The organism is Streptomyces sp. NPDC104106 (assembly GCF_055584345.1).
The window spans coordinates 132,598-157,050 of the sequence record NZ_JBVJMF010000005.1; the positions used below are offsets into that span (position 1 = coordinate 132,598).

The 24,453-nt window shown below is 73.4% G+C and carries 14 protein-coding genes; 4 read left to right on the plus strand and 10 right to left on the minus strand.

The genetic code is table 11. The annotated features are described in order from the left end of the window. Positions 1-52: 52 nt before the first annotated feature. The gene (gene lon / locus ACZ60X_RS14215) at positions 53-2,473 is read right to left on the minus strand and encodes an endopeptidase La (protein WP_469597747.1); all 2,421 of its coding nucleotides are present in this window, start codon (positions 2,471-2,473) and stop codon (positions 53-55) included. Between the two features lie 134 nt (positions 2,474-2,607). After that, the gene (locus tag ACZ60X_RS14220) at positions 2,608-3,447 is read right to left on the minus strand and encodes a rhomboid-like protein (RefSeq protein WP_469597749.1); all 840 of its coding nucleotides are present in this window, start codon (positions 3,445-3,447) and stop codon (positions 2,608-2,610) included. Positions 3,448-3,665: 218 nt separating this feature from the next. On the opposite strand from ACZ60X_RS14220, the gene ACZ60X_RS14225 reads away from it, so the two are divergent. The 4 genes from ACZ60X_RS14225 to ACZ60X_RS14240 all read left to right on the plus strand — a co-directional run bounded on the left by ACZ60X_RS14225 (position 3,666) and on the right by ACZ60X_RS14240 (position 10,422). Then, complete coding sequence (locus ACZ60X_RS14225; RefSeq protein ID WP_469597752.1) at positions 3,666-4,343, plus strand: spermine/spermidine synthase domain-containing protein; 678 nt, start codon at positions 3,666-3,668, stop codon at positions 4,341-4,343. A 125-nt stretch (positions 4,344-4,468) separates the two neighbouring features. Continuing rightward, positions 4,469-5,209 (plus strand): response regulator transcription factor, encoded by a 741-nt coding sequence (locus ACZ60X_RS14230; protein ID WP_071376483.1) that lies wholly within the window; start codon positions 4,469-4,471, stop codon positions 5,207-5,209. After that, positions 5,206-6,330 carry a sensor histidine kinase gene (locus ACZ60X_RS14235; protein ID WP_469597756.1) on the plus strand — a complete coding sequence of 375 codons (1,125 nt, stop codon included), beginning with the start codon at positions 5,206-5,208 and terminating at the stop codon, positions 6,328-6,330. Before ACZ60X_RS14230 ends, ACZ60X_RS14235 begins: the two co-directional genes overlap by 4 nt. A 303-nt stretch (positions 6,331-6,633) precedes the next feature. Beyond that, complete coding sequence (locus tag ACZ60X_RS14240) at positions 6,634-10,422, plus strand: multifunctional oxoglutarate decarboxylase/oxoglutarate dehydrogenase thiamine pyrophosphate-binding subunit/dihydrolipoyllysine-residue succinyltransferase subunit (protein ID WP_469597758.1); 3,789 nt, start codon at positions 6,634-6,636, stop codon at positions 10,420-10,422. Positions 10,423-10,503: 81 nt separating this feature from the next. Here ACZ60X_RS14240 and fxsT read toward each other — a convergent pair whose 3' ends face one another. The 8 genes from fxsT to ACZ60X_RS14280 all read right to left on the minus strand — a co-directional run bounded on the left by fxsT (position 10,504) and on the right by ACZ60X_RS14280 (position 24,415). Next, positions 10,504-13,512, minus strand: a complete 3,009-nt coding sequence (gene fxsT / locus ACZ60X_RS14245) for an FxSxx-COOH system tetratricopeptide repeat protein (protein ID WP_469597760.1) — start codon at positions 13,510-13,512, stop codon at positions 10,504-10,506. A 130-nt stretch (positions 13,513-13,642) separates the two neighbouring features. Next, positions 13,643-15,064, minus strand: a complete 1,422-nt coding sequence (locus tag ACZ60X_RS14250) for an aKG-HExxH-type peptide beta-hydroxylase (RefSeq protein WP_469597763.1) — start codon at positions 15,062-15,064, stop codon at positions 13,643-13,645. Then, entirely contained in the window at positions 15,061-16,254 is a 1,194-nt protein-coding gene (locus ACZ60X_RS14255; RefSeq protein WP_469597766.1) for an FxsB family cyclophane-forming radical SAM/SPASM peptide maturase, read from the minus strand. Before ACZ60X_RS14255 ends, ACZ60X_RS14250 begins: the two co-directional genes overlap by 4 nt. A 207-nt stretch (positions 16,255-16,461) precedes the next feature. Next, complete coding sequence (fxsA, locus tag ACZ60X_RS14260; protein ID WP_469597768.1) at positions 16,462-16,644, minus strand: FxSxx-COOH cyclophane-containing RiPP peptide; 183 nt, start codon at positions 16,642-16,644, stop codon at positions 16,462-16,464. A 51-nt stretch (positions 16,645-16,695) separates the two neighbouring features. Continuing rightward, complete coding sequence (locus ACZ60X_RS14265) at positions 16,696-20,364, minus strand: SAV_2336 N-terminal domain-related protein (RefSeq protein ID WP_469597770.1); 3,669 nt, start codon at positions 20,362-20,364, stop codon at positions 16,696-16,698. Positions 20,365-20,371: 7 nt separating this feature from the next. Further along, positions 20,372-21,385 (minus strand): AAA family ATPase, encoded by a 1,014-nt coding sequence (locus ACZ60X_RS14270; protein WP_469597773.1) that lies wholly within the window; start codon positions 21,383-21,385, stop codon positions 20,372-20,374. Positions 21,386-21,494: 109 nt separating this feature from the next. Further along, positions 21,495-23,870 (minus strand): VMAP-C domain-containing protein, encoded by a 2,376-nt coding sequence (locus ACZ60X_RS14275; protein ID WP_469597776.1) that lies wholly within the window; start codon positions 23,868-23,870, stop codon positions 21,495-21,497. Continuing rightward, positions 23,867-24,415: a CU044_2847 family protein gene (locus ACZ60X_RS14280; RefSeq protein WP_469598412.1), complete on the minus strand. Its 549-nt coding sequence runs from the start codon at positions 24,413-24,415 to the stop codon at positions 23,867-23,869. Before ACZ60X_RS14280 ends, ACZ60X_RS14275 begins: the two co-directional genes overlap by 4 nt. Positions 24,416-24,453: the final 38 nt, after the last annotated feature.

Consider the following 24,453-nt stretch of genomic DNA (forward strand, 5'->3'; position numbering starts at 1 on the left):
GGCCCGGGCCTCCCTCACGGGACCCGGGCCCTCGGTCGTCCCGCGGCGTCTGTCACGCCGCCACGGGAATCTCCGGCGCCACGCCGTTCAGGGCGGGCGCGAGCGCCAGTTCCAGGACCTGGCGGACGTCGGTCACGGTGTGGACGTCGAGCTTGTCCAGCACCTCGGCCGGGACGTCGTCCAGGTCGGGTTCGTTGCGCTTGGGGATGATCACGGTGGTCACCCCGGCGCGGTGGGCGGCGAGCAGCTTCTGCTTGACCCCGCCGATCGGCAGCACGCGGCCGGTCAGCGAGATCTCGCCGGTCATCGCCACGCCCGTGCGCACCAGCCGGCCGGAGAGCAGGGAGGCGAGGGCGGTGGTCATCGTGACGCCCGCGCTCGGGCCGTCCTTCGGGACCGCGCCCGCCGGGAAGTGGATGTGCACGCCCCGGTCCTTCAGGTCGGCCACCGGCAGTTCCAGTTCGGCGCCGTGGCTGCGCAGGAAGCTGAGCGCGATCTGCGCCGACTCCTTCATCACGTCACCGAGCTGCCCGGTCAGGGTCAGGCCCGCCGCGCCCGTCTCGGGGTCGGCCAGGGACGCCTCCACGAAGAGGACGTCGCCGCCCGCTCCCGTGACCGCGAGGCCCGTGGCCACGCCGGGCACGGACGTACGGCGCTCGGCCGGGTCCTGTGCGGACTCGGGCACGTGGTGCGGCCGGCCGATCAGGGCGCGCAGGTCGGCGTCCGTCACGGTGAACGGCAGCTCCCGCTCGCCGAGTTCGTGCTGGGCCGCGACCTTGCGCAGCAGGCGCGCGATGGAGCGCTCCAGGGTGCGCACGCCCGCCTCGCGCGTGTACTCGCCGGCCAGCTTGCGCAGCGCGCCCTCGTCGATCGTGACCTCGTCCCTGTCGATCCCGGCCCGCTCCAGCTGGCGCGGGAGCAGGTGGTCGCGGGCGATGACGACCTTCTCGTCCTCGGTGTAGCCGTCGAGCCGGACGATCTCCATACGGTCGGCGAGCGCCTCCGGGATGGCCTCCAGGACGTTGGCGGTGGCCAGGAAGACCACGTCGGACAGGTCGAGTTCGACCTCCAGGTAGTGGTCCCGGAAGGTGTGGTTCTGGGCCGGGTCGAGGACTTCCAGCAGGGCGGCCGCCGGGTCGCCGCGGAAGTCGGAGCCCACCTTGTCGATCTCGTCCAGCAGGACCACCGGGTTCATGGACCCGGCCTCCTTGATCGCGCGGACGATCCGGCCGGGCAGCGCCCCGACGTACGTACGGCGGTGGCCGCGGATCTCGGCCTCGTCGCGGACGCCGCCGAGGGCGACGCGGACGAACGTGCGGCCCATGGCGTGGGCCACGCTCTCGCCCAGGCTGGTCTTCCCGACGCCGGGGGGCCCGACGAGGGCCAGGACGGCGCCGCCGCGCCGGCCGCCGATGACGCCCAGGCCGCGGTCGTTGCGGCGCTTGCGCACCGCGAGGTACTCGGTGATGCGTTCCTTGACGTCCTCCAGGCCCGCGTGCTCGGCGTCCAGGACCGCCTTGGCGCCCTGGATGTCGTAGGCGTCCTGCGTCCGCTCGTTCCACGGCATCTCCAGGACGGTGTCCAGCCAGGTGCGGATCCAGGACCCCTCGGGGGACTGGTCGCTGGACCGCTCCAGCTTGTCGACCTCCTTGAGGGCGGCCTCGCGGACGTTCTCGGGCAGGTCGGCGGCCTCGACGCGGGCGCGGTAGTCGTCGGACTCCTCCCCCTCCTTCTCGCCGTTCAGCTCGCGCAGTTCCTTGCGGACGGCTTCCAGCTGACGGCGCAGCAGGAACTCGCGCTGCTGCTTGTCGACGCCCTCCTGGACGTCCTTGGCGATGGTCTCGGCCACGTCCTGCTCGGCGAGGTGGTCGCGCAGCGCCTGCGTGGCAAGCTTCAGCCGGGCCACCGGGTCGGCGGTCTCCAGCAGTTCGACCTTCTGCTCGATGGTCAGGAAGGGCGAGTAGCCGGAGTTGTCGGCGAGCGCGGAGACGTCCTCGATGGCCTGGACCCGGTCCACGACCTGCCAGGCGCCGCGCTTCTTCAGCCAGTTGGTGGCGAGGGCCTTGTACTCCTTGACGAGGTCGGCGACATGACCCGGCATCGGTTCCGGCACGCTCTCCTCGATCCGGGCGCCCTCGACCCACAGGGCGGCGCCGGGGCCGGTGGTACCGGCACCGATCCGCACCCGGGCGCGGCCGCGGATCAGAGCCCCCGGGTCTCCGTCGGCCAGCCGGCCGACCTGCTCGACCGTGCCGAGCACACCGGTCTTGGCGTACGTGCCGTCGATGCGCGGCACGAGCAGGACCTGAGGCTTTCCGGGCGCCGACCGGGCGGCGGCCTGCGCAGCCTCCACCGCGGCGCGCACCTCGGCGTCGCTCAGGTCCAGCGGAACGACCATGCCGGGCAGCACGACCTCGTCGTCGAGCGGCAGCACGGGCAGGACGAGCGTGAACGCCGTGGACTCAGCAGCCATGATCTCCCCTTCGGCAGTCAACTTGAGCTGTACCGACTCAACCTCTGGGCATGGTCCGGTGTTCCCACGGCGCTGTTCGCTGTGAGCGATCAGGGAAGGGTGCGGACGTTCCCGCAGGGGGAGGGGACGGCCCGTCAGGCCGAGCGAGCCCACCGGCGTACGAAGCGCCAGCTCAACACACCTATCGTCAGGGCGATCAGATGGCCCCAGTCCGTCATCGGGTCCACGAACGCGGTCAGGTCGCTCACGAGGAGTCCGGCGACCACGGTGAGGATGGGCCAGCGCAGCCACGGGGACAGCAGGCCGGACAGGGCGCCGATGCTGGCGGCCACGCCGAAGCTGATGCCGTAGTCGAGGCGGTGCAGGGACGTGGACGGCAGATGGCCCACCAGCACGGCGAGGCCCACCGGGACCTCGGTGGCGAGGGTGGCGAGGACATGGCCGGCCAGGAAGACACAGGCCGTCCGTCCGCCGCCTATACGGCGTTCCAGCGCGGTGAGCGTCAGCAGGAAGGCGGCCGTGTACGGCGAGAGGATCCCGCCCGCGATCCACAGCGCGCTCGTGAGCAGCACCACCGCGGGTGACCGCACGAGATGCGCCACGTCCGTGCTGGAGGCCTGGTAGAGGGCGTTCACGAGGCCGGGATCGGCCACCGCCGCGACGGCGGAGGTGACCGCGAGGACGGCCGCGTAGCCGAAGGTGAAGGGCGTGCCGACCGGGGTGGGCAGCAGCCGCAGGAGACGGGCGACGGGGTCCGGGGCCGGCCGCAGCCCGCGCAGACGGGCGGCGAGACTCGGGCGCGGCGCCGCCACGCGCGCGGGAACGGGGGCCTCCTCTGCGCCGCGCTGACGCGGCATGCCGTCGAGCAGGTCCGGAAGCACCGGGGCCGGCACGGTGGCCGTGCCGTCGGACAGGGGCGTGCCCGTCGAGGGCGGGGACGCGGCCGCCGCAGGGCCCGTCGCGGTCCGTTCCACGATGAGGCGCTCCTTCCGTTGGGCCCCACGATCGGGACTCGACGGGCCGCGTGTCTATGACCGGCGCCACGCGAGAGCCATTTCTCAGCAACCTCTCACGCTCTGCGCGCGTCCGCACCCCGGCGCACGCCCCTCGGACGGGCGCACCGGACCGGGGCCGGCCGTCCGTCATCGGCAATTCCCGTGCCGGACAAGGCCCGTTCAAGCAGGATGGGGGTATGACTGCCGCGTACGACACCCCCGTTGTCCTCGACCGCCGTACCGGCCCGTACGGCGAGGTGGTGCTGCGCCGGCACGGCGCGCTGCTCCAGATCATCGCCAACGGGTGCTTCCTGATGGACACCTCCGACGGCCGCTCCGAGCGGCTGCTGGTCGACGCGGCGTACGACGCGCTGGACGGGCGACCCGCGCCGGCGGTGCTGATCGGCGGGCTGGGCGTCGGCTTCTCGCTCGCGCACGCCGCCGCCGACGCGCGCTGGGGGCGGATCACCGTGGTGGAGCGGGAGCCCGCCGTCGTCGACTGGCACCGCGGCGGCCCGCTCGGGCGGATCTCCGCCGGCGCGCTCGGCGATCCGCGCACCGAGGTGGTCCAGGGCGACCTCGTCTCCTACGTCAATGAGACATCGGACACGTTCGACGCGCTGTGCCTGGACATCGACAACGGACCCGGCTGGACGGTCACGGACGGCAACGACAGCCTGTACTCCCCGGCCGGACTCGCTTCCTGCGCACGGGTGTTGAGGCCCGGCGGGGTGCTCGCGGTGTGGTCGGCCCGGCCCTCTCCGGAATTTGAAGGAAGCTTGCGGAATGCCGGGTTCCAGCAGGTGCGTACCGAAGAGGTGCCGGTTGCCCGGGGCGTTCCGGACGCCGTGCACCTCGGGGTCCGCCCTGGATAGCGACAGCGCGGCGGATCCCCGTAATGTGCTGCCCTGACGCGGATCATTCAACGGATCAACCAAGCGTCGAACGCAGACATGGGATCACCCCACGGATTCCGGAAAGCAACAAGCAGGGGCGGGCGATGGAGCAGACACACACCTCCCAGAGCGGCGCGGCGACGAGCACCCCGGGCGCACAGCGCCGGGTGCTGGTCGTCGAGGACGACCCCACGATCGTCGACGCCATCGCGGCCCGGCTGCGTGCCGAGGGATTTCTCGTGCAGACCGCGGCGGACGGTCCGGCGGCGGTCGACACGGCCGAGGCCTGGCAGCCCGACCTGCTGATCCTCGACATCATGCTGCCGGGCTTCGACGGCCTCGAGGTCTGCCGGCGGGTGCAGGCGCAGCGGCCGGTGCCGGTGCTGATGCTGACCGCACGGGACGACGAGACGGACATGCTGGTCGGTCTCGGGGTCGGCGCGGACGACTACATGACCAAGCCGTTCTCGATGCGGGAGCTGGCGGCGCGCGTGCACGTGCTGCTGCGCCGGGTGGAGCGGGCGGCCCTCGCCGCCACGACTCCGCGCTCCGGCATACTGCGCCTCGGCGAGCTGGAGATCGACCACGCGCAGCGCCGGGTGCGGGTGAAGTCCGAGGACGTCCACCTGACGCCGACCGAGTTCGACCTGTTGGTGTGCCTCGCGAACACCCCGCGTGCGGTGCTCTCCCGGGAGCAGCTGCTGGCCGAGGTGTGGGACTGGGCGGACGCCTCCGGGACCCGCACGGTCGACAGCCACATCAAGGCGCTGCGCCGGAAGATCGGCGCGGAGCGGATCCGCACGGTGCACGGCGTGGGCTACGCCCTGGAGACACCGACGCCATGAGCGCGGACGGGCGCCAGGCCGCACGGAGGAGCTCCGGGGCCCCCGGTGAGGAACCCTGGGGCCGGGTGCGCCCGTTCTCGATCAAGACCAAGCTGGGCGCGCTCGTCGTCATCTCGGTGCTGATCACCACCGGTCTGTCGATGATCGCGGTGCACACCAAGACCGAGCTGCGCTTCATCACGGTCTTCTCGATGATCGCCACGCTGCTGATCACCCAGTTCGTGGCGCACTCGCTGACCATGCCGCTGGACGAGATGAACGCGGTGGCGCGGTCGATCTCACAGGGCGACTACACCCGCCGGGTGCGGGAGAACCGCCGGGACGAACTGGGCGACCTGGCCGAGACGATCAACGTCATGGCCGACGAGCTGGAGGCCCAGGACCGCCAGCGCAAGGAGCTGGTCGCGAACGTCTCGCACGAGCTGCGCACGCCCATCGCCGGGCTGCGCGCGGTGCTGGAGAACATCGTCGACGGGGTCACCGAGGCCGACCAGGAGACGATGCGCACGGCCCTGAAGCAGACCGAGCGGCTGGGCCGCCTGGTGGAGACCCTGCTGGACCTGTCCCGGCTGGACAACGGCGTCGTCCCGCTGAAGACGCGCCGCTTCGAGGTGTGGCCGTATCTGTCGGGCGTGCTGAAGGAGGCCAACATGGTCGCCTCGGCGCGGGCCGGCATCGCCTCCGGCTCCGGCAGCCACACCCGCACCGACGTCCACCTCCACCTGGACGTCTCCCCGCCGGAGCTGACCGCGCACGCGGACCCCGAGCGCATCCACCAGGTCGTCGCCAACCTGATCGACAACGCGGTCAAGCACAGCCCGCCGCACGGCCGTGTGACCGTGAAGGCGCGGCGCGGGCCGCAGCCGGACTCGCTGGAGCTGGAGGTCCTGGACGAGGGCCCCGGTATCCCCCGCTCCGAGTGGCACAAGGTGTTCGAGCGCTTCAACCGGGGCGCGGTGACCCGGCCGCACGGCCCGGGCAGCGACGGCGGTACCGGCCTGGGGCTCGCGATCGCCCGCTGGGCGGTGGATCTGCACGGCGGCCGGATCGGTGTGGCCGAATCCGAGCGGGGCTGCCGGATCATCGTCACTCTGCCGGGACTGACTTCCGTTCCGCGTTGACGTAAGGTCCGAACCGGAGGCACAAGATCCACGACGGCCGCCGCCGCTTCGGCGCAGCTGGACACGTGTGATCAGGAGCAGGCCCGCGCCACCCTTCGAACGAAGGCGCGCCGGGCCGGGGCCCGTGCACCCTCTCACATGCGGAACCACGCTTGTTTCCCGCCATATCAAGCCCTGAAACAAGATTTGCAATGTGACTTACGCGACGATGACCTTGCTCGACCTGACCTTCTCGGCCATGGAGGCGTAGCCTTTATTCCCGCTGTCCATCACCTTGTGAAGCGGAAGAGGGCGGTTGCCGCCGTGTCGCCACAGTCCCCCAGTAACCCGAGCGTCTCCACCGACGACCAAGCCGGGAAGAACCCCGCAGCTGCGTTCGGTCCGAACGAGTGGCTCGTCGACGAGATCTATCAGCAGTACCTCCAGGACCCGAATTCGGTAGACCGCGCCTGGTGGGACTTCTTCGCCGATTACAAGCCGGGGGCGCCTGCCACCCCGGCTCCGGCGGGTACTGCGGCCGCGGGGGCCGCAGAGACCACCCCATCGGCCCCGCAGACCGCCGCTCCGGCACCTGCCCCGCAGGCCGCCGCCCCGGCCGCCCCCACGGCCCCCCAGCCCGCCCCGGCCCCCGCCCCCGCGGCGAAGGCCCCGGCCAAGCCGGCGCAGCCCGCACAGGCGCCCGCTCAGCCGAAGAAGGAGCAGGCCGCCGCCGAGGCCCCCGCGGGCCCCGAGCTGGTCACGCTGCGCGGCCCGGCCGCCGCGGTCGCGAAGAACATGAACGCCTCGCTGGAGCTGCCGACGGCCACCTCGGTCCGCGCGGTCCCGGTGAAGCTGCTGTTCGACAACCGCATCGTCATCAACAACCACCTCAAGCGCGCCCGCGGCGGGAAGATCTCCTTCACGCACCTGATCGGGTACGCGATGGTGCAGGCCATCAAGGCCATGCCGGCCATGAACTGGTCGTTCGGCGAGAAGGACGGCAAGCCGACCCTCGTCAAGCCGCCGCACGTCAACCTGGGCCTGGCCATCGACCTGGTGAAGCCCAACGGTGACCGCCAGCTCGTCGTGGCCGCCATCAAGAAGGCCGAGACGCTGAACTTCTTCGAGTTCTGGCAGGCCTACGAGGACATCGTCCGCCGCGCCCGTGACGGCAAGCTGACGATGGACGACTTCACCGGTGTCACGGTCTCCCTGACCAACCCCGGCGGTCTCGGCACCGTCCACTCGGTCCCGCGCCTCATGCCCGGCCAGTCGGTCATCATGGGCGTCGGCTCCATGGACTACCCGGCGGAGTTCCAGGGCACCAGCCAGGACACCCTGAACAAGCTCGGCATCTCGAAGGTCATGACGCTCACGTCGACCTACGACCACCGGGTCATCCAGGGCGCCGCCTCCGGCGAGTTCCTGCGCCAGGTCGCCAACCTGCTGCTCGGCGAGAACGGCTTCTACGACGACATCTTCGAGGCCCTGCGCATCCCCTACGAGCCGGTCCGCTGGCTCAAGGACATCGACGCCAGCCACGACGACGACGTCACCAAGGCCGCCCGCGTCTTCGAGCTGATCCACTCCTACCGGGTCCGCGGCCACGTCATGGCCGACACCGACCCGCTGGAGTACAAGCAGCGCAAGCACCCCGACCTGGACATCACCGAGCACGGGCTCACCCTGTGGGACCTGGAGCGCGACTTCGCGGTCGGCGGCTTCGCCGGCAAGTCGATGATGAAGCTGCGCGACATCCTCGGCGTGCTGCGCGACTCGTACTGCCGCACCACCGGCATCGAGTTCATGCACATCCAGGACCCCAAGCAGCGCAAGTGGATCCAGGACCGCGTGGAGCGCGGGCACTCCAAGATGGAGCGCGAGGAGCAGCTGCGCATCCTGCGCCGGCTGAACGCCGCGGAGGCCTTCGAGACCTTCCTGCAGACGAAGTACGTCGGCCAGAAGCGCTTCTCGCTGGAGGGCGGCGAGTCCGTCATCCCGCTGCTCGACGCGGTGATCGACTCCGCCGCCGAGTCCCGCCTGGACGAGGTCGTCATCGGCATGGCCCACCGCGGCCGCCTGAACGTCCTCGCCAACATCGTCGGCAAGTCGTACGCGCAGATCTTCCGCGAGTTCGAGGGCAACCTCGACCCGAAGTCGATGCACGGCTCCGGCGACGTGAAGTACCACCTGGGCGCCGAGGGCACCTTCACCGGCCTCGACGGCGAGCAGATCAAGGTGTCGCTGGCCGCCAACCCGTCCCACCTGGAGACGGTCGACCCGGTCATCGAGGGCATCGCCCGCGCCAAGCAGGACATCATCAACAAGGGCGGCACGGACTTCACGGTCCTGCCCGTCGCGCTGCACGGCGACGCGGCCTTCGCGGGCCAGGGCGTCGTGGCCGAGACGCTGAACATGTCGCAGCTGCGCGGCTACCGCACCGGCGGCACGGTCCACATCGTCATCAACAACCAGGTCGGCTTCACCGCGGCCCCCGAGTCCTCGCGTTCCTCCATGTACGCGACGGACGTGGCCCGCATGATCGAGGCCCCGATCTTCCACGTGAACGGCGACGACCCCGAGGCCGTCGTCCGCGTCGCGCGGCTCGCCTTCGAGTTCCGCCAGGCGTTCAACAAGGACGTGGTGATCGACCTCATCTGCTACCGCCGCCGCGGTCACAACGAGTCGGACAACCCGGCCTTCACGCAGCCGCTGATGTACGACCTGATCGACAAGAAGCGCTCGGTGCGCAAGCTCTACACCGAGTCCCTGATCGGTCGCGGCGACATCACCCTGGAAGAGGCCGAGCAGGCCCTGCAGGACTACCAGGGCCAGCTGGAGAAGGTCTTCACCGAGGTCCGCGAGGCCGTCACGACCCAGCAGGGCGTCGGCCCGGTCTCGGACCCGCAGGCGGACTTCCCGGTCGCCGTGAACACCGCGATCTCCTCGGAGGTCGTCAAGCGCATCGCCGAGTCCCAGGTCAACATCCCGGAGTCCTTCCACGTCCACCCGCGTCTGCTGCCCCAGCTGCAGCGCCGGGCCACGATGGTCGAGGACGGCACGATCGACTGGGGCATGGGCGAGACCCTCGCGGTCGGCTCGCTGCTGCTGGAGGGCACCCCTGTCCGGCTGTCCGGCCAGGACTCCCAGCGCGGTACCTTCGGCCAGCGCCACGCGGTCCTCATCGACCGCGAGACGGGCGAGGAGTACACCCCGCTCCAGTACCTCGCCGAGGAGCAGGCGCGCTACAACGTCTACAACTCCCTCCTGTCCGAGTACGCGGTCATGGGCTTCGAGTACGGCTACTCGCTGGCCCGCCCCGACGCGCTCGTGATGTGGGAGGCGCAGTTCGGTGACTTCGTCAACGGCGCCCAGACGGTGGTCGACGAGTACATCTCGGCGGCCGAGCAGAAGTGGGGCCAGACGTCCGGCGTCACCCTGCTCCTGCCGCACGGCTACGAGGGCCAGGGCCCGGACCACTCCTCGGCCCGTGTCGAGCGGTTCCTCCAGCTCTGCGCCCAGAACAACATGACGGTCGCCATGCCGACCCTGCCGTCGAACTACTTCCACCTCCTGCGGTGGCAGGTGCACAACCCGCACCACAAGCCGCTGGTGGTCTTCACCCCGAAGTCGATGCTGCGTCTGAAGGCCGCCGCGTCGAAGACGGAGGAGTTCACGTCGGGTCAGTTCCGTCCCGTCATCGGGGACGCGACGGCGGACCCGGCCGCGGTCCGCAAGGTCGTCTTCGTGGCCGGCAAGCTGTACTACGACCTGGAGGCCGAGCGGGTCAAGCGCGGCATCACGGACACCGCGATCATCCGCATCGAGCGGCTGTACCCGCTGCCGGGTGCCGAGCTGCAGGCGGAGATCAAGAAGTACCCGAACGCCGAGAAGTACCTGTGGGCGCAGGAGGAGCCGGCGAACCAGGGTGCCTGGCCGTTCATCGCGCTCAACCTGATCGACCACCTGGACCTGGCGGTCGGCGCGGACGTCCCGCACGGCGAGCGGCTGCGGCGCATCTCGCGCCCGCACTCCTCGTCCCCGGCGGTCGGCTCCGCCAAGCGCCACCAGGCGGAGCAGGAGCAGCTGGTGCGTGAGGTCTTCGAGGCGTAAGGCCTCGGGCGGCTCAGCGCGACGCGAAGGGCCCGGTGCCGAGTTCCTGACTCGGCACCGGGCCCTTCGCGTGCCGTCGGCTCAGCTCGCCTGGGGCTCGAAGTCCCAGTACGGGCGGTTGCGGGAGCGGGCCGAGATGGTGTGGGTGTGCTGGGGGCCCAGCGTGGCGGCGAGGTCGGACAGGGCCTCCTGTTCGACCTTCTCGGCCTGCTGGCGGTCCCGCAGGGCGCGCAGGTCGGCCGCGTGGGCGACGCGGGCGGAGAGCGTCAGGGGGTGGGTGCGGCCGAGGGTCTCGGTCGCGCGGGCGATCGTGGTCCGGCTGAGGTCGGCGGCGGCCTCCGCGTCCCCGACGAGGTTGCGCAGGGCCGAGGCGTTGATGGCGCAGCCGAGGGTGTGCGGGTGGCTCTCCCCGAGCGTCTCGGTGAGACCGGCCAGCGCCTCCTCGATGACCGCGTAGGCGTGCTCCCGTTCGCCGACGCTGCGCAGGACCAGGGCGTGGTTGGCGCGCGCTCCGATGATGAAGGGGTGGCCCTCGGGGAGCAGCAGCTCGTAGCGGGCGATGATGGACTCGCTGGCCTCGCGGGCCTGGTCGATGTCGCCGTGCTCACGGGCGAAGCAGCTCTGGCTGACGGCCGCGGCCAGGGTCAGCATGTGGATGTCGCCCAGCTTGCGTTCGTATCCTTCGAGCACCCGGGTGAGGAGCTGGCCCGCGGCGGCCCGGTCGCCGCCGCGCAGCTGGCACAGGGCCAGGTTGTGCTCGGCGCGCAGGGTGTCCTGGTTGTCCCGGCCCATGACGATCCGGTACTCGCGCACGTTCTTCGCCTGGGCGGACTCGGCCTCGGCGTAGCGGCCCAGCAGCCTCAGGTCGGTCGCGTGCGACACCTCGGAGAACAGGGTCCACGGGTGGCGGCCCTTCAGCAGCAGGCGCCGGGCCTCCAGGGTGCGCTGGTCGATGCCCCGCGCCTCCTCGTAGCGGCCGAGCAGCCGCATGGTGTAGCCGAGGTTGTTCAGGGCGTTGAGGGTGCGCGAGTCCTGGTCCCCGAGCAGTTCCCGGTAGGTCGGGTAGAGCCACTGGGACAGCTCCAGAGCCTCGTCGTAGCGGCCGAGTTCGCGCAGGTCGGCCGCGAGTCCACTGGCCATCCGCAGGTGGTCGAGGTCGTTCTCGCCCTTCTCCGCCCGCAGATGGTCCACCGCCGCCCGTTCGAGGGCCTCGGTCTCCTGGAACCGGCCGGCCGAGCGCAGCAGGTTCGCGTAGTGGTAGGTGACCTCCCAGACCCGGGCGTGGGAGTCGCCGAGGAGCCGGCGCCAGGCGCGCAGGGCGCGGCGGCCGAGTTTCACACCGGCGCTGTACTCGCCCGCGAACCACATGTACCGCAGGCAGTTCAGCACCAGCGTCTGCACCTTGCGGTCCTTGGACTGCAGGACGTCGGCGTACTTCAGGTGCGGCACGATCTCCGCGTACGCGTCCCAGTTGCGGGTGTCGGTGGGGCGGCCGGGGTCGGCCTCGGCCAGGGCGCGGCGGACCACGTCGATGAAGTCGCGGCGGTCCCGCTCGGGCATGTCCTTGTGGACGATCTGGTGGACCATGCGGTGCAGGTAGACCGACTCGCCCGAGGAGGCGGCCTCGTCCAGGGCCGCCTCGTGGGACTCCAGGCGGACGACCGAGTACTGGCGGAGCTGGTTGACGGCCTTGTTCCACAGCAGGGGGTCGTCCAGGAGGCCCGCGAGCTGTTCGGGCAGGTCGTCGTGGGACATCTCCTTCAGCAGCCGGACGGGGATGAATCCGGGGGCGAAGAAGGTGCACAGGCGCAGCAGGTCGACCGACTCGGGGACGGTCTCGCGGAGCTTGTTCAGCAGTATCGACCAGGCGGTCTGGAAGGCGAGCGGGAAGTCCGCGGACACCTTGACCACGTCCTGGTCGATGCCGCCCTCCAGCAGGTCGATGTACTGCTCCACCGACAGGTCGGAGTCGTTGAGCCAGCCGGCCGTCTGGTCCAGCAGCAGCGGCAGGTCCTCCAGGGCCTCCGCGAGCTGGTCGGCGTCGGCCTCGGTCAGCCGGGGCGCGCGGCGCCGGATGAAGGCCACGGACTCGTCGCGGGCGTAGACGGGGACTTCGAGCAGTTTGCTGTTGTGCTCGCCCCACTCGGGGTTGCGGGAGGTGATGATGACGTGGCCGGGGCCGGTGGGGACCAGGTCCCAGATCTGCTCGGGCTCGTCGGCGCCGTCGAGGATCAGCAGCCAGCGGGAGTACGGCTCGCCGCGGCGCAGGGAGTCCCGGACGGCGCGGAGCCGTTCGCCGTACTCGGGGCCGGTGGCGAGGCCCAGTTTGGGCGCCAGTTCGGCGAGGAGGCGGCGGTAGGTGACCCGCTTCTCGGAGCCGACCCACCAGACGACGTCGTACTCGGAGCCGAAGCGGTAGGCGTACTCGGCGGCCAGCTGGGTCTTGCCGACCCCGGACATGCCGTGGAGGGTGAGGACGCCGGCTCCGGTCTCGCTGCCCTGGAGGAGGTGGTAGGCGTCGTTCAGGAGCGGTTCGCGGCCGGTGAAGCGGGTGTTGCGGCGCGGTACGCCGCCCCAGACGTCGGGCATCGAGGCGGGAAAGCGCGGGGCCGGGCGGGTGACGTCCGCGGTCACCGGCGTGTCGGCCGGGATGTCCAGCCGGTCCAGCAGGCGCCGTTCGGCCTCCTCGGCGCCCATGTTGGTCAGGTCGACCGGGGCGAGGACGGCGGTGGCGGAGGGGACGGAGCTGTTGGTGACGGACACCGCGGCGAACTTGTCCGGGTCGGGCGCGACGACCTCACGCAGGGCCTCGTTCCACTCCTCGTGGGTGCGCGGGCCGAGCTGGAAGTACCACTCGCTGACCAGGATCAGGGTGCGGCCGCCCGCGAGGGTGAGGTCGCGCAGCAGGCCGGTCAGGGACTGGTCGGGCGGGGCGTCCCAGCGCAGGTACACCACGCGCAGGCCGCGCCGCTCCAGCCTGTCCCCGATCCACGCCGCCCAGGGTCGGTTGAACCCGGCGAAGCTGATCGTGACGGTCTGCCTCGCGGCCCCCTTCCCGGTCGACCGGACCGGCGTACGAGCTTCAGACATGCAGCGGCCTCCAGCGCGTAGTCCTCGAAATCGTAGAACCTCGGCGCGGCTCTGGGGAGTCCGGCGACTACGGCAGTGCAACGCCTGGGTCCGACGATCTTCCCGCAGCGGGGAGCGGGAAGTCGGCATTTCATCGATTCGTGAGCGGGGGCGCCGGAGGTTGACGCTGCCGCCACAGGGTGCGTACGGCTTTGACGTACGCCTGCGCGCGCGCCGTGTAACCCCGGGGTGCCGGACGCGCGGCGAGCCGTTCGTGGACTGCGGCCATGGCGTCGACGAAGCGCCGGCCCACCGGTGTCAGGTCGGGCGAGCCGACGAGCGCGGGCAGGGCGGCGCCGACCTGGGCGTGGTAGCGGGCGTGTTCGGCCCAGGCGGACTCCCGCTGGGCGGGGTCCGCGAGCGCCCGGCGCTGGAAGAAGTCCGCCAGCGCGAGGTGGGAGTACGTACCCTGGAGCAGACCGTCGTACGGTCGCGGGTCGGGGCGCCAGGGAGCGAAGTAGCGGGCCTCGGGGCCGGCGCGGTGCAGTTCCACCATCTCGCTGAGCGCGGCGAGTTTGGTGTGCTGCAGTTCGTGCACGAGGGTCGCGGCGAAGGCCACCGGGGTCGCGGGCGCGCTGCTGAGGAGGGCGCCGAACGCCTCGCGACGGGTCGCGCTGCAGCTGCCCCGGCCGCCGGCGCCGGGCGGCGGCTCCAGCGGGACCAGGCAGCGCAGCAGGGTGAGCGCCTCGGTGAGCCGGTGCTCGCCCCCGTCGCGCAGCACGGCGGCGGTGCCGGACCAGGCCTGGAGCCATCGTTTGCGTTCGGCGTCGTCGGGGGGCACGGGTCCGCTCAGCGCGTACGGGGCGGGCTCGCGGGGCGGGACGCGGTAGGGGTCGAGGTCGTCCAGGGGCATGGGGGCGGCGCCGGGCACGAGGCCGGGCAGGGCGTGGGCCGGTGTCCAGGCGGGGGTCGCGGACCAGGCACCGGTGCCGTGTTCCAGGTGCACGGTGACCGCGGGCCCGTCCGGCCGGCCGAGCGTCACCCGCCCGTCCGCGTGCCGGACCTCGACCCGCGCGTCCCCGCCCCCGGGCAGGCGCAGGGCGCCGAGGGAGGGCAGGGTCAGCACGCCGTCGCGCGCGGTGAGGGAGGTGGTGAACGGCAGTCCGGCGCGGGCCGCCGCGGCCACGGCGACCGCGCTGAGGTGGCCGAGGTCGTGCAGCAGCGCACGGCGGCCCTCTTCGGCGAGCCGGCCCTCGCGGGGGCCCAGTCCGGTCAGCACCCGCCTGGCCCAGGGGCCCATGAGCGGATGGGTCAGCCGGGCCCGCGCCGCGGAGTGCGCGCCGCCGCCGGCCCGGTCCGCGGCCGCCAGCAGCGCCCAGTCCTCGCGCAGCCGGCGCTTCGCCGGTCCGGGACAGACACCGGCATCGGCCGCCTCGGCGGCGTCGAGCACGGCGCGCAGCATCAGCAGGCGCCGGGTGTCCTGGTCCCGGACGAGCAGCGCGAGCGTGTCCGGACCGCCCTCGGTCCGCCCGAGTTCCGCAAGCGCCCACTGTGGGACCACCGGAAGACTCACGGGGTGCCCCCTTCGGAGGAGACCGGGGCCGCGGGGCGGGTGGTCGGGGTGTGCCCGGCGAGCCGTGCGGCCACGTGCTGGATGAAGTGCTGCAGGTCCGCGCAGTAGACGGACGGGTTGCGGAAACCGTGTCCGGCGCGGTAGCGGTGGGCGTAGTGTCCGCCGCCGCACACGGTGAGCAGCGGGCAGGCCCGGCAGCGGTCGGACAGGGCCGCCGGACCCGCCTGCCGGGCCGCCACGCCGGGGTGGCGCAGGGCCTCGTCGAAGGCGTGCCGGAAGACGTCCAGTCCGGTCTCGGCGGCGCCCTCGTACGCCGATTTCAGCGAGTCGACCTGCTCGATCGAGCCGTCCGTCTCGACCACGACGGCGTCGAAGGGCTGCAGCCCGAGCGACTCGGTGGCGGCCGGCAGGCCGAGCAGCAGCGCCAGGCACTCCTCGAACAGCCGCACCCGCATCTCGCGCCGGCCCGCCGACCACCAGCGGTCGAAGACCCGGCACAGCCAGTCGCCGTGCCGCGCGTCGCCCCAGTGCGGCGGCGGTGCCGACCAGTTGCCGTGCGGCAGCAGCAGGTCGAGTGCGGGCGGGCGCAGGCCGAGCAGGGACTCGTAGGTGTCCACCGGGTCGGCCGTCGGGTCGACGACGGTGAGGACGCCGGCGTACGCCTCGGGGAAGTGCTCGGCGACCAGTCGGGCACCGCGTGCCGCGGCGGGCCAGGAGGGGCGTCCGGCGTGGTCGACGCGCCGGGCGTTGTGCGCGGGGCTGCCGCCGTCGAGGCTGATGCCGATGCGGATGCCGTGCCGGGCGAGGGCGGCCGCCCGCTCGCGGGTCAGCAGGGTGGCGTTCGTCTGGACCGTGGCCTGGACGCCGCAGCCGGCCGGGACGCGGGCGCGCACGTCGTCGGTGAAGCGGGCGAGCGTGTCCGCGCCGGCCAGCAGGGGTTCGCCGCCGTGCAGGACGAGGGAGACGGCGGCCAGGCCGTGGGCGCGTGCGTGCTCGGCGATGCGGTCGGCGGTGCGCGCCAGGACCTCGGCGGGAGCGGCGGCCGGGCGGACGCGCCAGCCGTGGTCGGGGCCCTCGTACAGATAGCAGTAACGGCAGGCGAGGTTGCAGCGGCCGTGCACCTTGACGATGAACTGCCGGAAGGGAGGGGGGCTTTGGGCCGTGGGCGGGCTGGCGGTGTTTCCGGACACTCCAGCACCCCCATGCCGTACGCCCCGCCGGATGCGATACGAGCGCGGCACAGCTCTTCCGCCCGCATGGACGCGCATTCCCGGCCAATGACCGGGCGCAAACCCCGCCCGATCGAAGTTGGCTGTTTCTGCTCCTGGTTGACCGATAGCAAAGGCCGGTACGGAGGTCCGCGCCGGCCCCCGGCCCCGCTCCGCCCCGTCCGGGTCTCAGAGGGAGTTGTTGAAGCCCCAGAGCATCTCGTTCGGGCGCTCCGCCCGCTCCCGCAGGCCCGTCAGCACCTCCCGCAGGACGGGGTGTTCGACGGTGCGCAGCTCCTCCAGGTCCAGTGCCAGCAGGTCCGGCACCGGCCCGGCGTCCTGCGCCGCGGGTGTCTCGTCCCGTGTGCTCATCCCCGTTCCCCTCTCCCCTGCCGCCCGGCGGGGGTGTCCCCGCCGGTGCGCTCAATCCAGCTCGGCCAGCCGCTCCGCCGTGTCCGCCGCCGTCGGCCCGCCCGTGCCGAGCCCGGCGACGGGCAGCCGCGACCACTCCCCACGCGCCGCCCGGTAGGCCTCACGAGCCGCGCGGGGGCGGGCGGCCGCCTCGTAGGACATACCCCGCCAGTGGTGCGCTTGCGCGCCCAGCTCGACCGCCTCCAGGCGCCGGCGCTCCGTTTCGGCCCCCTCCTCGGCGTCCCGCGCCGCCTCGGCCGCGAGGCGGAAGGCGTCCACCGCGTCGTCCAGGCGGGTGGGCCGGCCGAGGCTGCGGTAGGCCTCGTACTGCGTCTGCCCCAGCTCCAGCCGGCAGCGGGCGGCCAGCAGCGAGTCGGTCGCCTCCGCCGCGGCCAGGCCGAAGAGGTGCTCCGCCTCCCGCAGGTCGACCCGGTCGCCGCGCAGCCGGTAGCGCAGGATCAGGGCCCGGCCCAGCATCAGCAGCCGGTACGCGGTGTGCCGGCTGCCGGTGGGCGTCTCCGTACGGCAGTCCCGCAGCACACGGATCGCCTGGGCCAGCGGCTCCCAGGCGCGGGCCGCGCTCTCCGCGTCCGCGCGCCGCAGCAGTGCCTCGCCCCACTCGGCGAGGACGCCGGAGTAACCGGCCGCGTCCCGGGAGATGTCGGCGGCGGCCTGCGCGAACGCGTCGGCGGCGGCGCGCAGTTCGCGCAGGTCGCCGGACTCGGCGTACCGGGCGACCCGGACACGCCCGGCGCGCACGTGGAGCAGCGAGCGCAGGCTGCGGCTGCTGGTGCTCGCCAGTGCCTCGTCGAGGCGGTCCTGGGCCTCGGTCAGGTCCCCGCCCGACGTCAGCAGCGCGTCGACCAGGTCGATGCGGGCGCGGACCCGCTCCCGGGCCCGGTCCGGGCCGCCCGTGCCGTCGTCCGCGGCCTCGGTCGCCAGCGCGTCGCGCAGCGAGCGGCAGGCCTGCTCGGCATAGCGGCGGGCCTGCTCCGGGTCGCTCGTGACGTGCGCCAGGCGCAGCAGGAGCCGGCCGTGGGTGAGCGGCAGCTCGGACGGGCGGTCCCGGCGGTCCGGCCAGATGTCGGCGAAGGCCTCCAGCATGCCGACGGCGCTCTGCAGCAGCGCGCTGTCGTCGCCCAGCCGGAACTGCGTCTGCAGCGCGTCCACCCGCTCCAGGGTCAGCCGCAGCGCCTCCTTCGGGTCCAGTCCGGGCGCGGCACAGGCCACCGCGTACTCCCGGTCGGCGCGGCGCAGCAGGTCCAGGGCGCCGTGCCGGTCGCCGTGGCGTCTGCGGTCGACGGCCGCGGCGCGCAGCACCCGGGCGAGCGCCGCCCGTTCGCGCAGGGCGTGCGGGTGCGCCACGGCCCGCTCGGCGGCCGTCTCCGCCTCCCGCAGCAGCTCGGCCCCGCCCTGCACCTCCCACAGCCGCAGGGTGGCGTAGGCGTACTCCGCCCACAGCTCGGGATCGGCCCCGGCCGGCCGCTCGTGCTCGGTGGCGCCGCGCAGCAGCTGTACGGCGTCGATCGCGTCCTGCACCATGCCCTCGGCGTCGAACCGGTCGAGCAGGGTGCGGGCCCGCACCACCGCCGGGTGCGTCGGGCGCTCCCCGGGCGGGTCGCCGGGCAGCAGCTCGGGCAGCGGCATGAAGCGCTCGAGCACGCGGGCCGCGACCTCCGCGAAGGGCTGCGGGACCAGCGTCGCGTCACCGTTGTCGCCGTTCTCCCCGGCGTAGCCGGTGCGGGACCCGTAGATCCGCGCGGGGGTGGCGACGGGGTGCCGCGGCGAGGGCACGTAGGTCCGCGGCGAGGCGGCGGGATCCCGCGTTGGTGGCGGCGCCGCCTCGCTCACGGCCTCGGTCACCGGGTCCGGTACGGCGTCGGCCGCGCCGCCGAGCTGGGCGAGGGCGAGGGCCGGGAAGTTGGTGCCGCCCTTGCCGAAGCGCTGCTCGATGTACTCGGAGCAGTGCTTGAGCACCAAAACGGCCTCGTCCCGGCCGAGGGTCGACAGCAGCGCCTCGCGCACGTCCGGGTCCATCTCGTACCACTGGGCGGCGTCCGGGCCGTACTCCTCCTCGGCGCGCCGGACGAGGCCGCCGAGCAGCACCTCGGCGAGTTCCGAGGGGCCGGAACCGGGCAGCATCGTGCGCTGGACCAGTTGCATCACCGGAAGGCACAGCGGGGCGGCGGCCAGATAGACGGCGAGGCGGCCGGCGGTCGGGGAGGCGGCGGAGCGGAACCTGCTGACCCGCTCCACCGGCGTCGGCGTGCGCCCCCGGCGCGGCTCCGGCGCGGGCGGCTGGTCCGGGCGCACCCAGCCGACCGCCCCCGGCACCTGCCCGGCACCGGCCCCGGACAGCAGCCGCGCCCACGCGCCGAGGGCGACGGGCTCGGGCGGCAGCACCGGTACGGGCAGGACGCCCGGCGGCGGCGCCATCGGGGCACCGTCGGGCGTGCGCACCCGCAGGGCGGTGCCGCCCAGGGTGTCGCCGCGGGTCAGTTCGCCGTAGGTCACGGGCAGCAGGGTGCGGTTCCACAGGCGCTGCGGGAGCGGCTGGAGCACCGCTACGGGGGCGATGCGGGCCAGGTGGTGCAGCAGCCGGTGCGCGCGGCCGCTGCGCCACAGCGGGCCGGTGCAGTCGCTGACCAGCAGGGTGATCCGGCGGCCGGTGGGATCGCTCAGCCGGTCCGCGCCGTGCAGCGGGGCCGCCTGGGCGTCCGCGCTGCGGCCGACCGCCGGCTCACCGTCCGGGCCGGCGTGCAGATGGCTGACCTGGATGTCCCCGAAGGCGCCCAACTGGGCGAAGGCCTGCTGGAGTTCGGCGAACATCCGGTCCCACACCCGCATCGAGGGGGCGGCGTCCAGCACCAGCTGAAGCCGGGCGTCGCGCCGGGTCACGGCACGGCGGACGGGCAGGATCAGTCCGCCCGCGCGGGCGCTCAGCTCGGCGGTGGCCGTCTCGTCCAGCTCCGTGCGCAGCGCGGGTGCGGCGCTGCGGTAGGTCTGCAACGGCCGCAGCGCGCGCTGGAGTTCGAGGAGGGCGGGCAGCGCCGGGGCGGCGGGCACCCCGACCGGCAGCGCCCTGATCCGCCCGCTCGCCCGGGTGCGCGGGGCGCCGGGGGCGCCGGGGGCGGTCGTGGCCCCGTCCCGGGGCAGCGGGTACAGCGTCACACGCCGGTCGGGCGCGGCGGCGTCCGCCGACGGTCCCGCCCATGGGGCGGGCCGCTCGGCCTCGGATTCCGTGCGGTCCCCGTTCCGCCCGGGCACGGCCGTACTCACTCCCAGCCCCTGCGCGCCCGGCCTCCCGGTTGCGGCCTCCTCCGGCCGGTCGTCGCCCTCGTCGTCGCCCCCGGCCCAGCGCGCGAGCCACACAGCGTCGCTCAGCTCCTCCGCGTCGGGGTCCATCCCGATCTCCCGCAACCGGCACACCAGTTCGGCCAGCGGATCACCGCCGCCCGCGGCGCCGCGAGCGGAAGCGGCACCGGGCGGAGGACCGGAGCGGCCCGCGCCCGCGGCGGACAGGCCGGACGGAGCGGACGAAGCGGAGGGGCCGGGCGAACCCGACGTGGTCGGCGGCTCGGCGGAGGGCGGCGGGGCGGGAGGGTCGGCGGAGGGCGACGGGGTGGGGCGGTCGGCGGGGTCCGGGGGGATCGGGCCGTGACGTGCCGCTGCGTCGGGCATCAGCGCCTCACCTCGAACGGTCGAGTCGCTGGATGAGCAGGTCGGCGAGGCGCTCGCGGCTCGGCGGCGCGGCGGCCGCGGTCAGGTGGATCGCGTTCAACAGCTGGTCCGCCGCGAGGAGTTCACTGCGCGAGCGTTCCAGGAAGCGGGCGATCAGGTCGTCGCCGGCCCGCGCGGCCTCGTCACCGAGGTGGGCGCGGACGAAGGTGGCGAGCCGGTTGTGATCGGGCCGGTCCAGCTCCAGATGGATGCACCGGCGCATCAGCGGGGCCGGGAAGTCGCGCTCGCCGTTGCTGGTGAGGACCACGAACGGGAAGGCGCGGCAGCGCACCCGGCCGTCGCGCACCCGGACCTTGGCGCCGTCGGCGGTGAGCACCTCGGCCTCGCCGCCGGGCAGCCGGTCGGCGATGCGCTGCAGCTCGGGTATCTCGAACTCGCCCTCCTCCAGCACGTTCAGCAGGTCGTTCGGGAGGTCGATGTCGCATTTGTCGAGTTCATCGATGAGCAGCACGCGCGGCGTGTCGGAGGGCAACAGGGCGGTGCCGAGCGGCCCGAGCCGGATGTAGCTGCCGATGGCCTCCACGGCTCCCGGCCCGCCCTCCGCGGCGCCCGCCCCCTGCGCGGCGATCTGGACGTCCTGGAGCCGGGCGATGGCGTCGTAGTGGTAGAGCCCGTCCTGGAGCGCGGTCCGGCTGACGATGGACCAGCGCAGCACCTCGCCCAGGCCCAGCTCGTACGCCACCGAGTGGGCCAGCGTGCTCTTGCCCGCGCCGGGGCTGCCGGTGACGAGCAGCGGGCGGCGCAGATACAGCGCCGCGTTGATCATCTCCAGCTCCTCCGCGCCGGGCCGGTGCAGTTCGGCCAGGTGCCGGTGCGCGCCGAGCCTGCGGTCCTGGGAGCTGTCGCCGTCCGCGTCCCGGCCGGAGAAGTCCCGCCAGGGCGGCGGCGGCGGCAGCCGGTTCATCCCGTCGTGCGGTTCCCCGGCGCCTCGGTAGATGAGCCACTCACTGGATTCGGTCATGTTCCGGTCCTCGTCGTCACTCGTCCGCCACCGCAGCCGTGAACGTGCATCACGTTATCGACCCTCAGGACGCCTGGTAAGAGGATCCGGAGGGAACGCGCGCGCTGCGTCACGGCGCCTCCAGCAGATCTCCGGTACCGGGCAGGGGCCTGTGCGGATCGTCGTACAGCAGTGCTATTCCATGGGCCCAGTAGGACTCCGTGAGCCCCGCGTGCACCTGCCGGCGCAGGCCGTGCACCACCTCGGGCAGGAGCGCCACGCCGACGCCGTCGTCGACGACCGTCTTGGCGCCCCGGTGGAACTCGCCGCACACGGAGTCGGGTTGCCGCCGCCAGCGGCGCCAAACGGCCACCCCGAAGCCGGCGCCCAGGATCCGGCCCAGCGAGGTGGGGTCGCTGTCGTAGCGCTGGTCGCCGAGGCGGCAGAGCACCGGGACGTCGTGCGGCGCGAGGTCGCGCAGCACCGCGGTCCCGGGCACGGGCCGGCGCACCCCGTCGTCGCAGTCCAGCACCTCGGCCCGTGCCTGGCGGGTGTGCAGCCGGCGCCAGCGGTCGCGCCGTTCGCCGTCCTCGTCCGGCTCGTCGCCGTACGGCTCCCAGACCGCCGTCGGCCACGCGCCGGGGCCCCGCGCCCACTCGTCGGGCAACTGGTCGCGGTCCGAGCAGCGCACGAGCACCGGCCGCTCGACGCCCAGCGGGACGCCGTCGGGCCGCAGCCGCCAGTCGTCCACCGGCGTGTCCAGGAGCGTGTGCGGCAGGGCCACGTACAGGGCGGCGGGCCGCCCGGGTTCGTCGCACTGCCGGAAGGCCTCGACGAGCGGGGCGGCCACCTGGGCGCCGAGGTCGGCCAGCGCGGTGCGCTGCGTCTCGTGCAGCAGCCTCGTCCCGCCGTCCGGGTCCGCCACGCAGACCGACCAGTCGCAGCGGTCGGGCTCCCAGCCCCGGCGCAGCACCACCAGCAGCACGGACGGCCCGGGCGGCGCGAGGGACGGATGCGGTACGGGGGCCTCCGCCGGTGCCTGTCCGTCGTCGTCGCCGGGCCGCTCGTGCCGGGGCTCCGGCCGCCCCAGCAACTCCTCGCGCAGACGGTGCAGTTCGGCGCGGTAGGTGCCGTCCAGACCCGTCGACGCGTGCCGCACCCACTCCCACAGGGCCCCCTCGGCGGCGCGCACGCTGGGCGTCCGCTCGCGGTCGGCGGCCAGGATCCGCATCGCGTAGTCGAGGACGAGCCTGCGCGCCTCGTCCTGCCGCGCGTGCTCGTACAGCACGCCCAGTCCGTCCCGCCAGCCGCGCGGCGCGGGCACCAGGGACGGAAGCCGGAAGCCCGGCAGCGCACGGAGGATGCCGAGCAGGCCGCGGGTGCTGGCCGGGGGCGGCAGGTCGGCCAGCCGCCCGAGCAGCTCCCCGCGCTCGTGCGCACTGAGCGTGCGCCCGGGCCGCGCGCCCAGCTCGCCCTGGATGTCGGCCCAGGTGGGGGCGGACGAGTCGGAGGGCTGCTGGCGGTCGCGGTGGTAGCGGTCGTGGGCGTGGAAGACGGCTTGGTAGAGGTCGCCGTGGTCCGCGGTGTGATGGAGGGCGGTGAAGTGACCGGTGTCGGTGGTGGCGACGGGACTGCCGGGACTGACGGGGCCGTCGAGTCTGACTGCGCCGTGGGAGTCGGCGGCTCCGTGGAGGTCGGCGGCTCCGCGGGCGTTGGTGACGGCGGGAGCGCTGATGGGCTCCGGTAACCGGACGGACTCTCCGGACCCGCTGGTCTCGGGGGGCCCGATGACGCCGTGAGCCGTGAGGGCGTCGCCTGCCATCCGCGCCTGAAGGGTGCGCAGTTGCTCGACACCGATGGAGGTGCCGCCCGCCCCCTGGTCCGAGCGGGACTTCAGGACCCCGACGACCTCGCCGCGCACGGGGTCGATCACCGGTCCGCCGGAGACACCGGGCGGCAGGTCGTTCTGGCCGAGCCGCACCTGCTCCTCGGGGGACCACGCGCTGATGGTGCCCTGGACCGAGAGGTACCCGTCCAGGATCTCCAGCCGGCCCCGGACCCCCGTCCAGCCCGCGTAGTACACCCGGGCCGCGCCGAAGTGCGGGTTGGGCCGCTCCGAGACGTACACGCACGCGTGCCCGGCGGGTTCGCGCAGCCGGACCAGTGCCAGGTCCGGTGCGGGCCAGCTGCCGGCGACGAGCCGGCCGGCGTGCTCCGGCAGGGTCACCGCCACCTGCCCGGGCACGGCGCAGGGGTCGTCGTAGGGACTGGTCCGGTACACCACGGTGACCTCGCCCCCCTCCTCGGCGTGAACCACGTGCGCGCAGGTCAGAACCCAGTTCGGCGCGACGAAGAATCCGCTGCCGAGGAAGCTGCCGGGCTCGTCGTGGGCATACCCGGCGCCCGTGTGATGAATGCGCACCGTCGCCGCGAGAACGAGTTCACGCAGGGCAAGCCGGGCAGCATCGAAGCCGTCGGGTGCGCCCCCGTCGTACCCCTGCGTCATTCCGCGCCCCCGACGCCGCGGCCCCCGACCCCTCCGTGCCCCCGAACGCCGGTGGACGCGCCGGTAGCGGGGCTCGGGTCGGCGGGGCGCGGGCGCGGGGGCGCGCTGTCGCGACCGTGGGCGCCCGGGGTGGCGGACGCGCCCTCCGGCGTGCCGTCGGACGTCCCCTCCGTTGTGTCCGGCGGACCGCCGCCGTTCCAGGTCAGGGTGACCGTGATGGCGGCCTTGGCCTCGCCGTCCGCGAGCAGGCCCACCACCTTGCCGGCCTTCGCGGTCAGCTCGATGCCGAACTCGACGCTCACCTCGTCCGGCCGCACCGCCCGCAGCGGGCCGGACAGCGACCGTGCGACACCGGTGATCAGCGACTGGAGGCTCTCGACGCTCGCCTCCACCCGCTCGGCGAAGCCGGTGTCCGTGTACGACAGCCCGCCCGACGGATGCCCCTCCGCCCGCGCGGACAGCTCCTCGGCCCCGGAAATCCGGGCCCACACCGGCGTCCCGTCCGGCAGCTGGATCCGTGCTACCCGCGTCGACTCCGCGTTCATCATGTTCCCCCGTCCCCTTGCCCCGTTACACCCCGTTG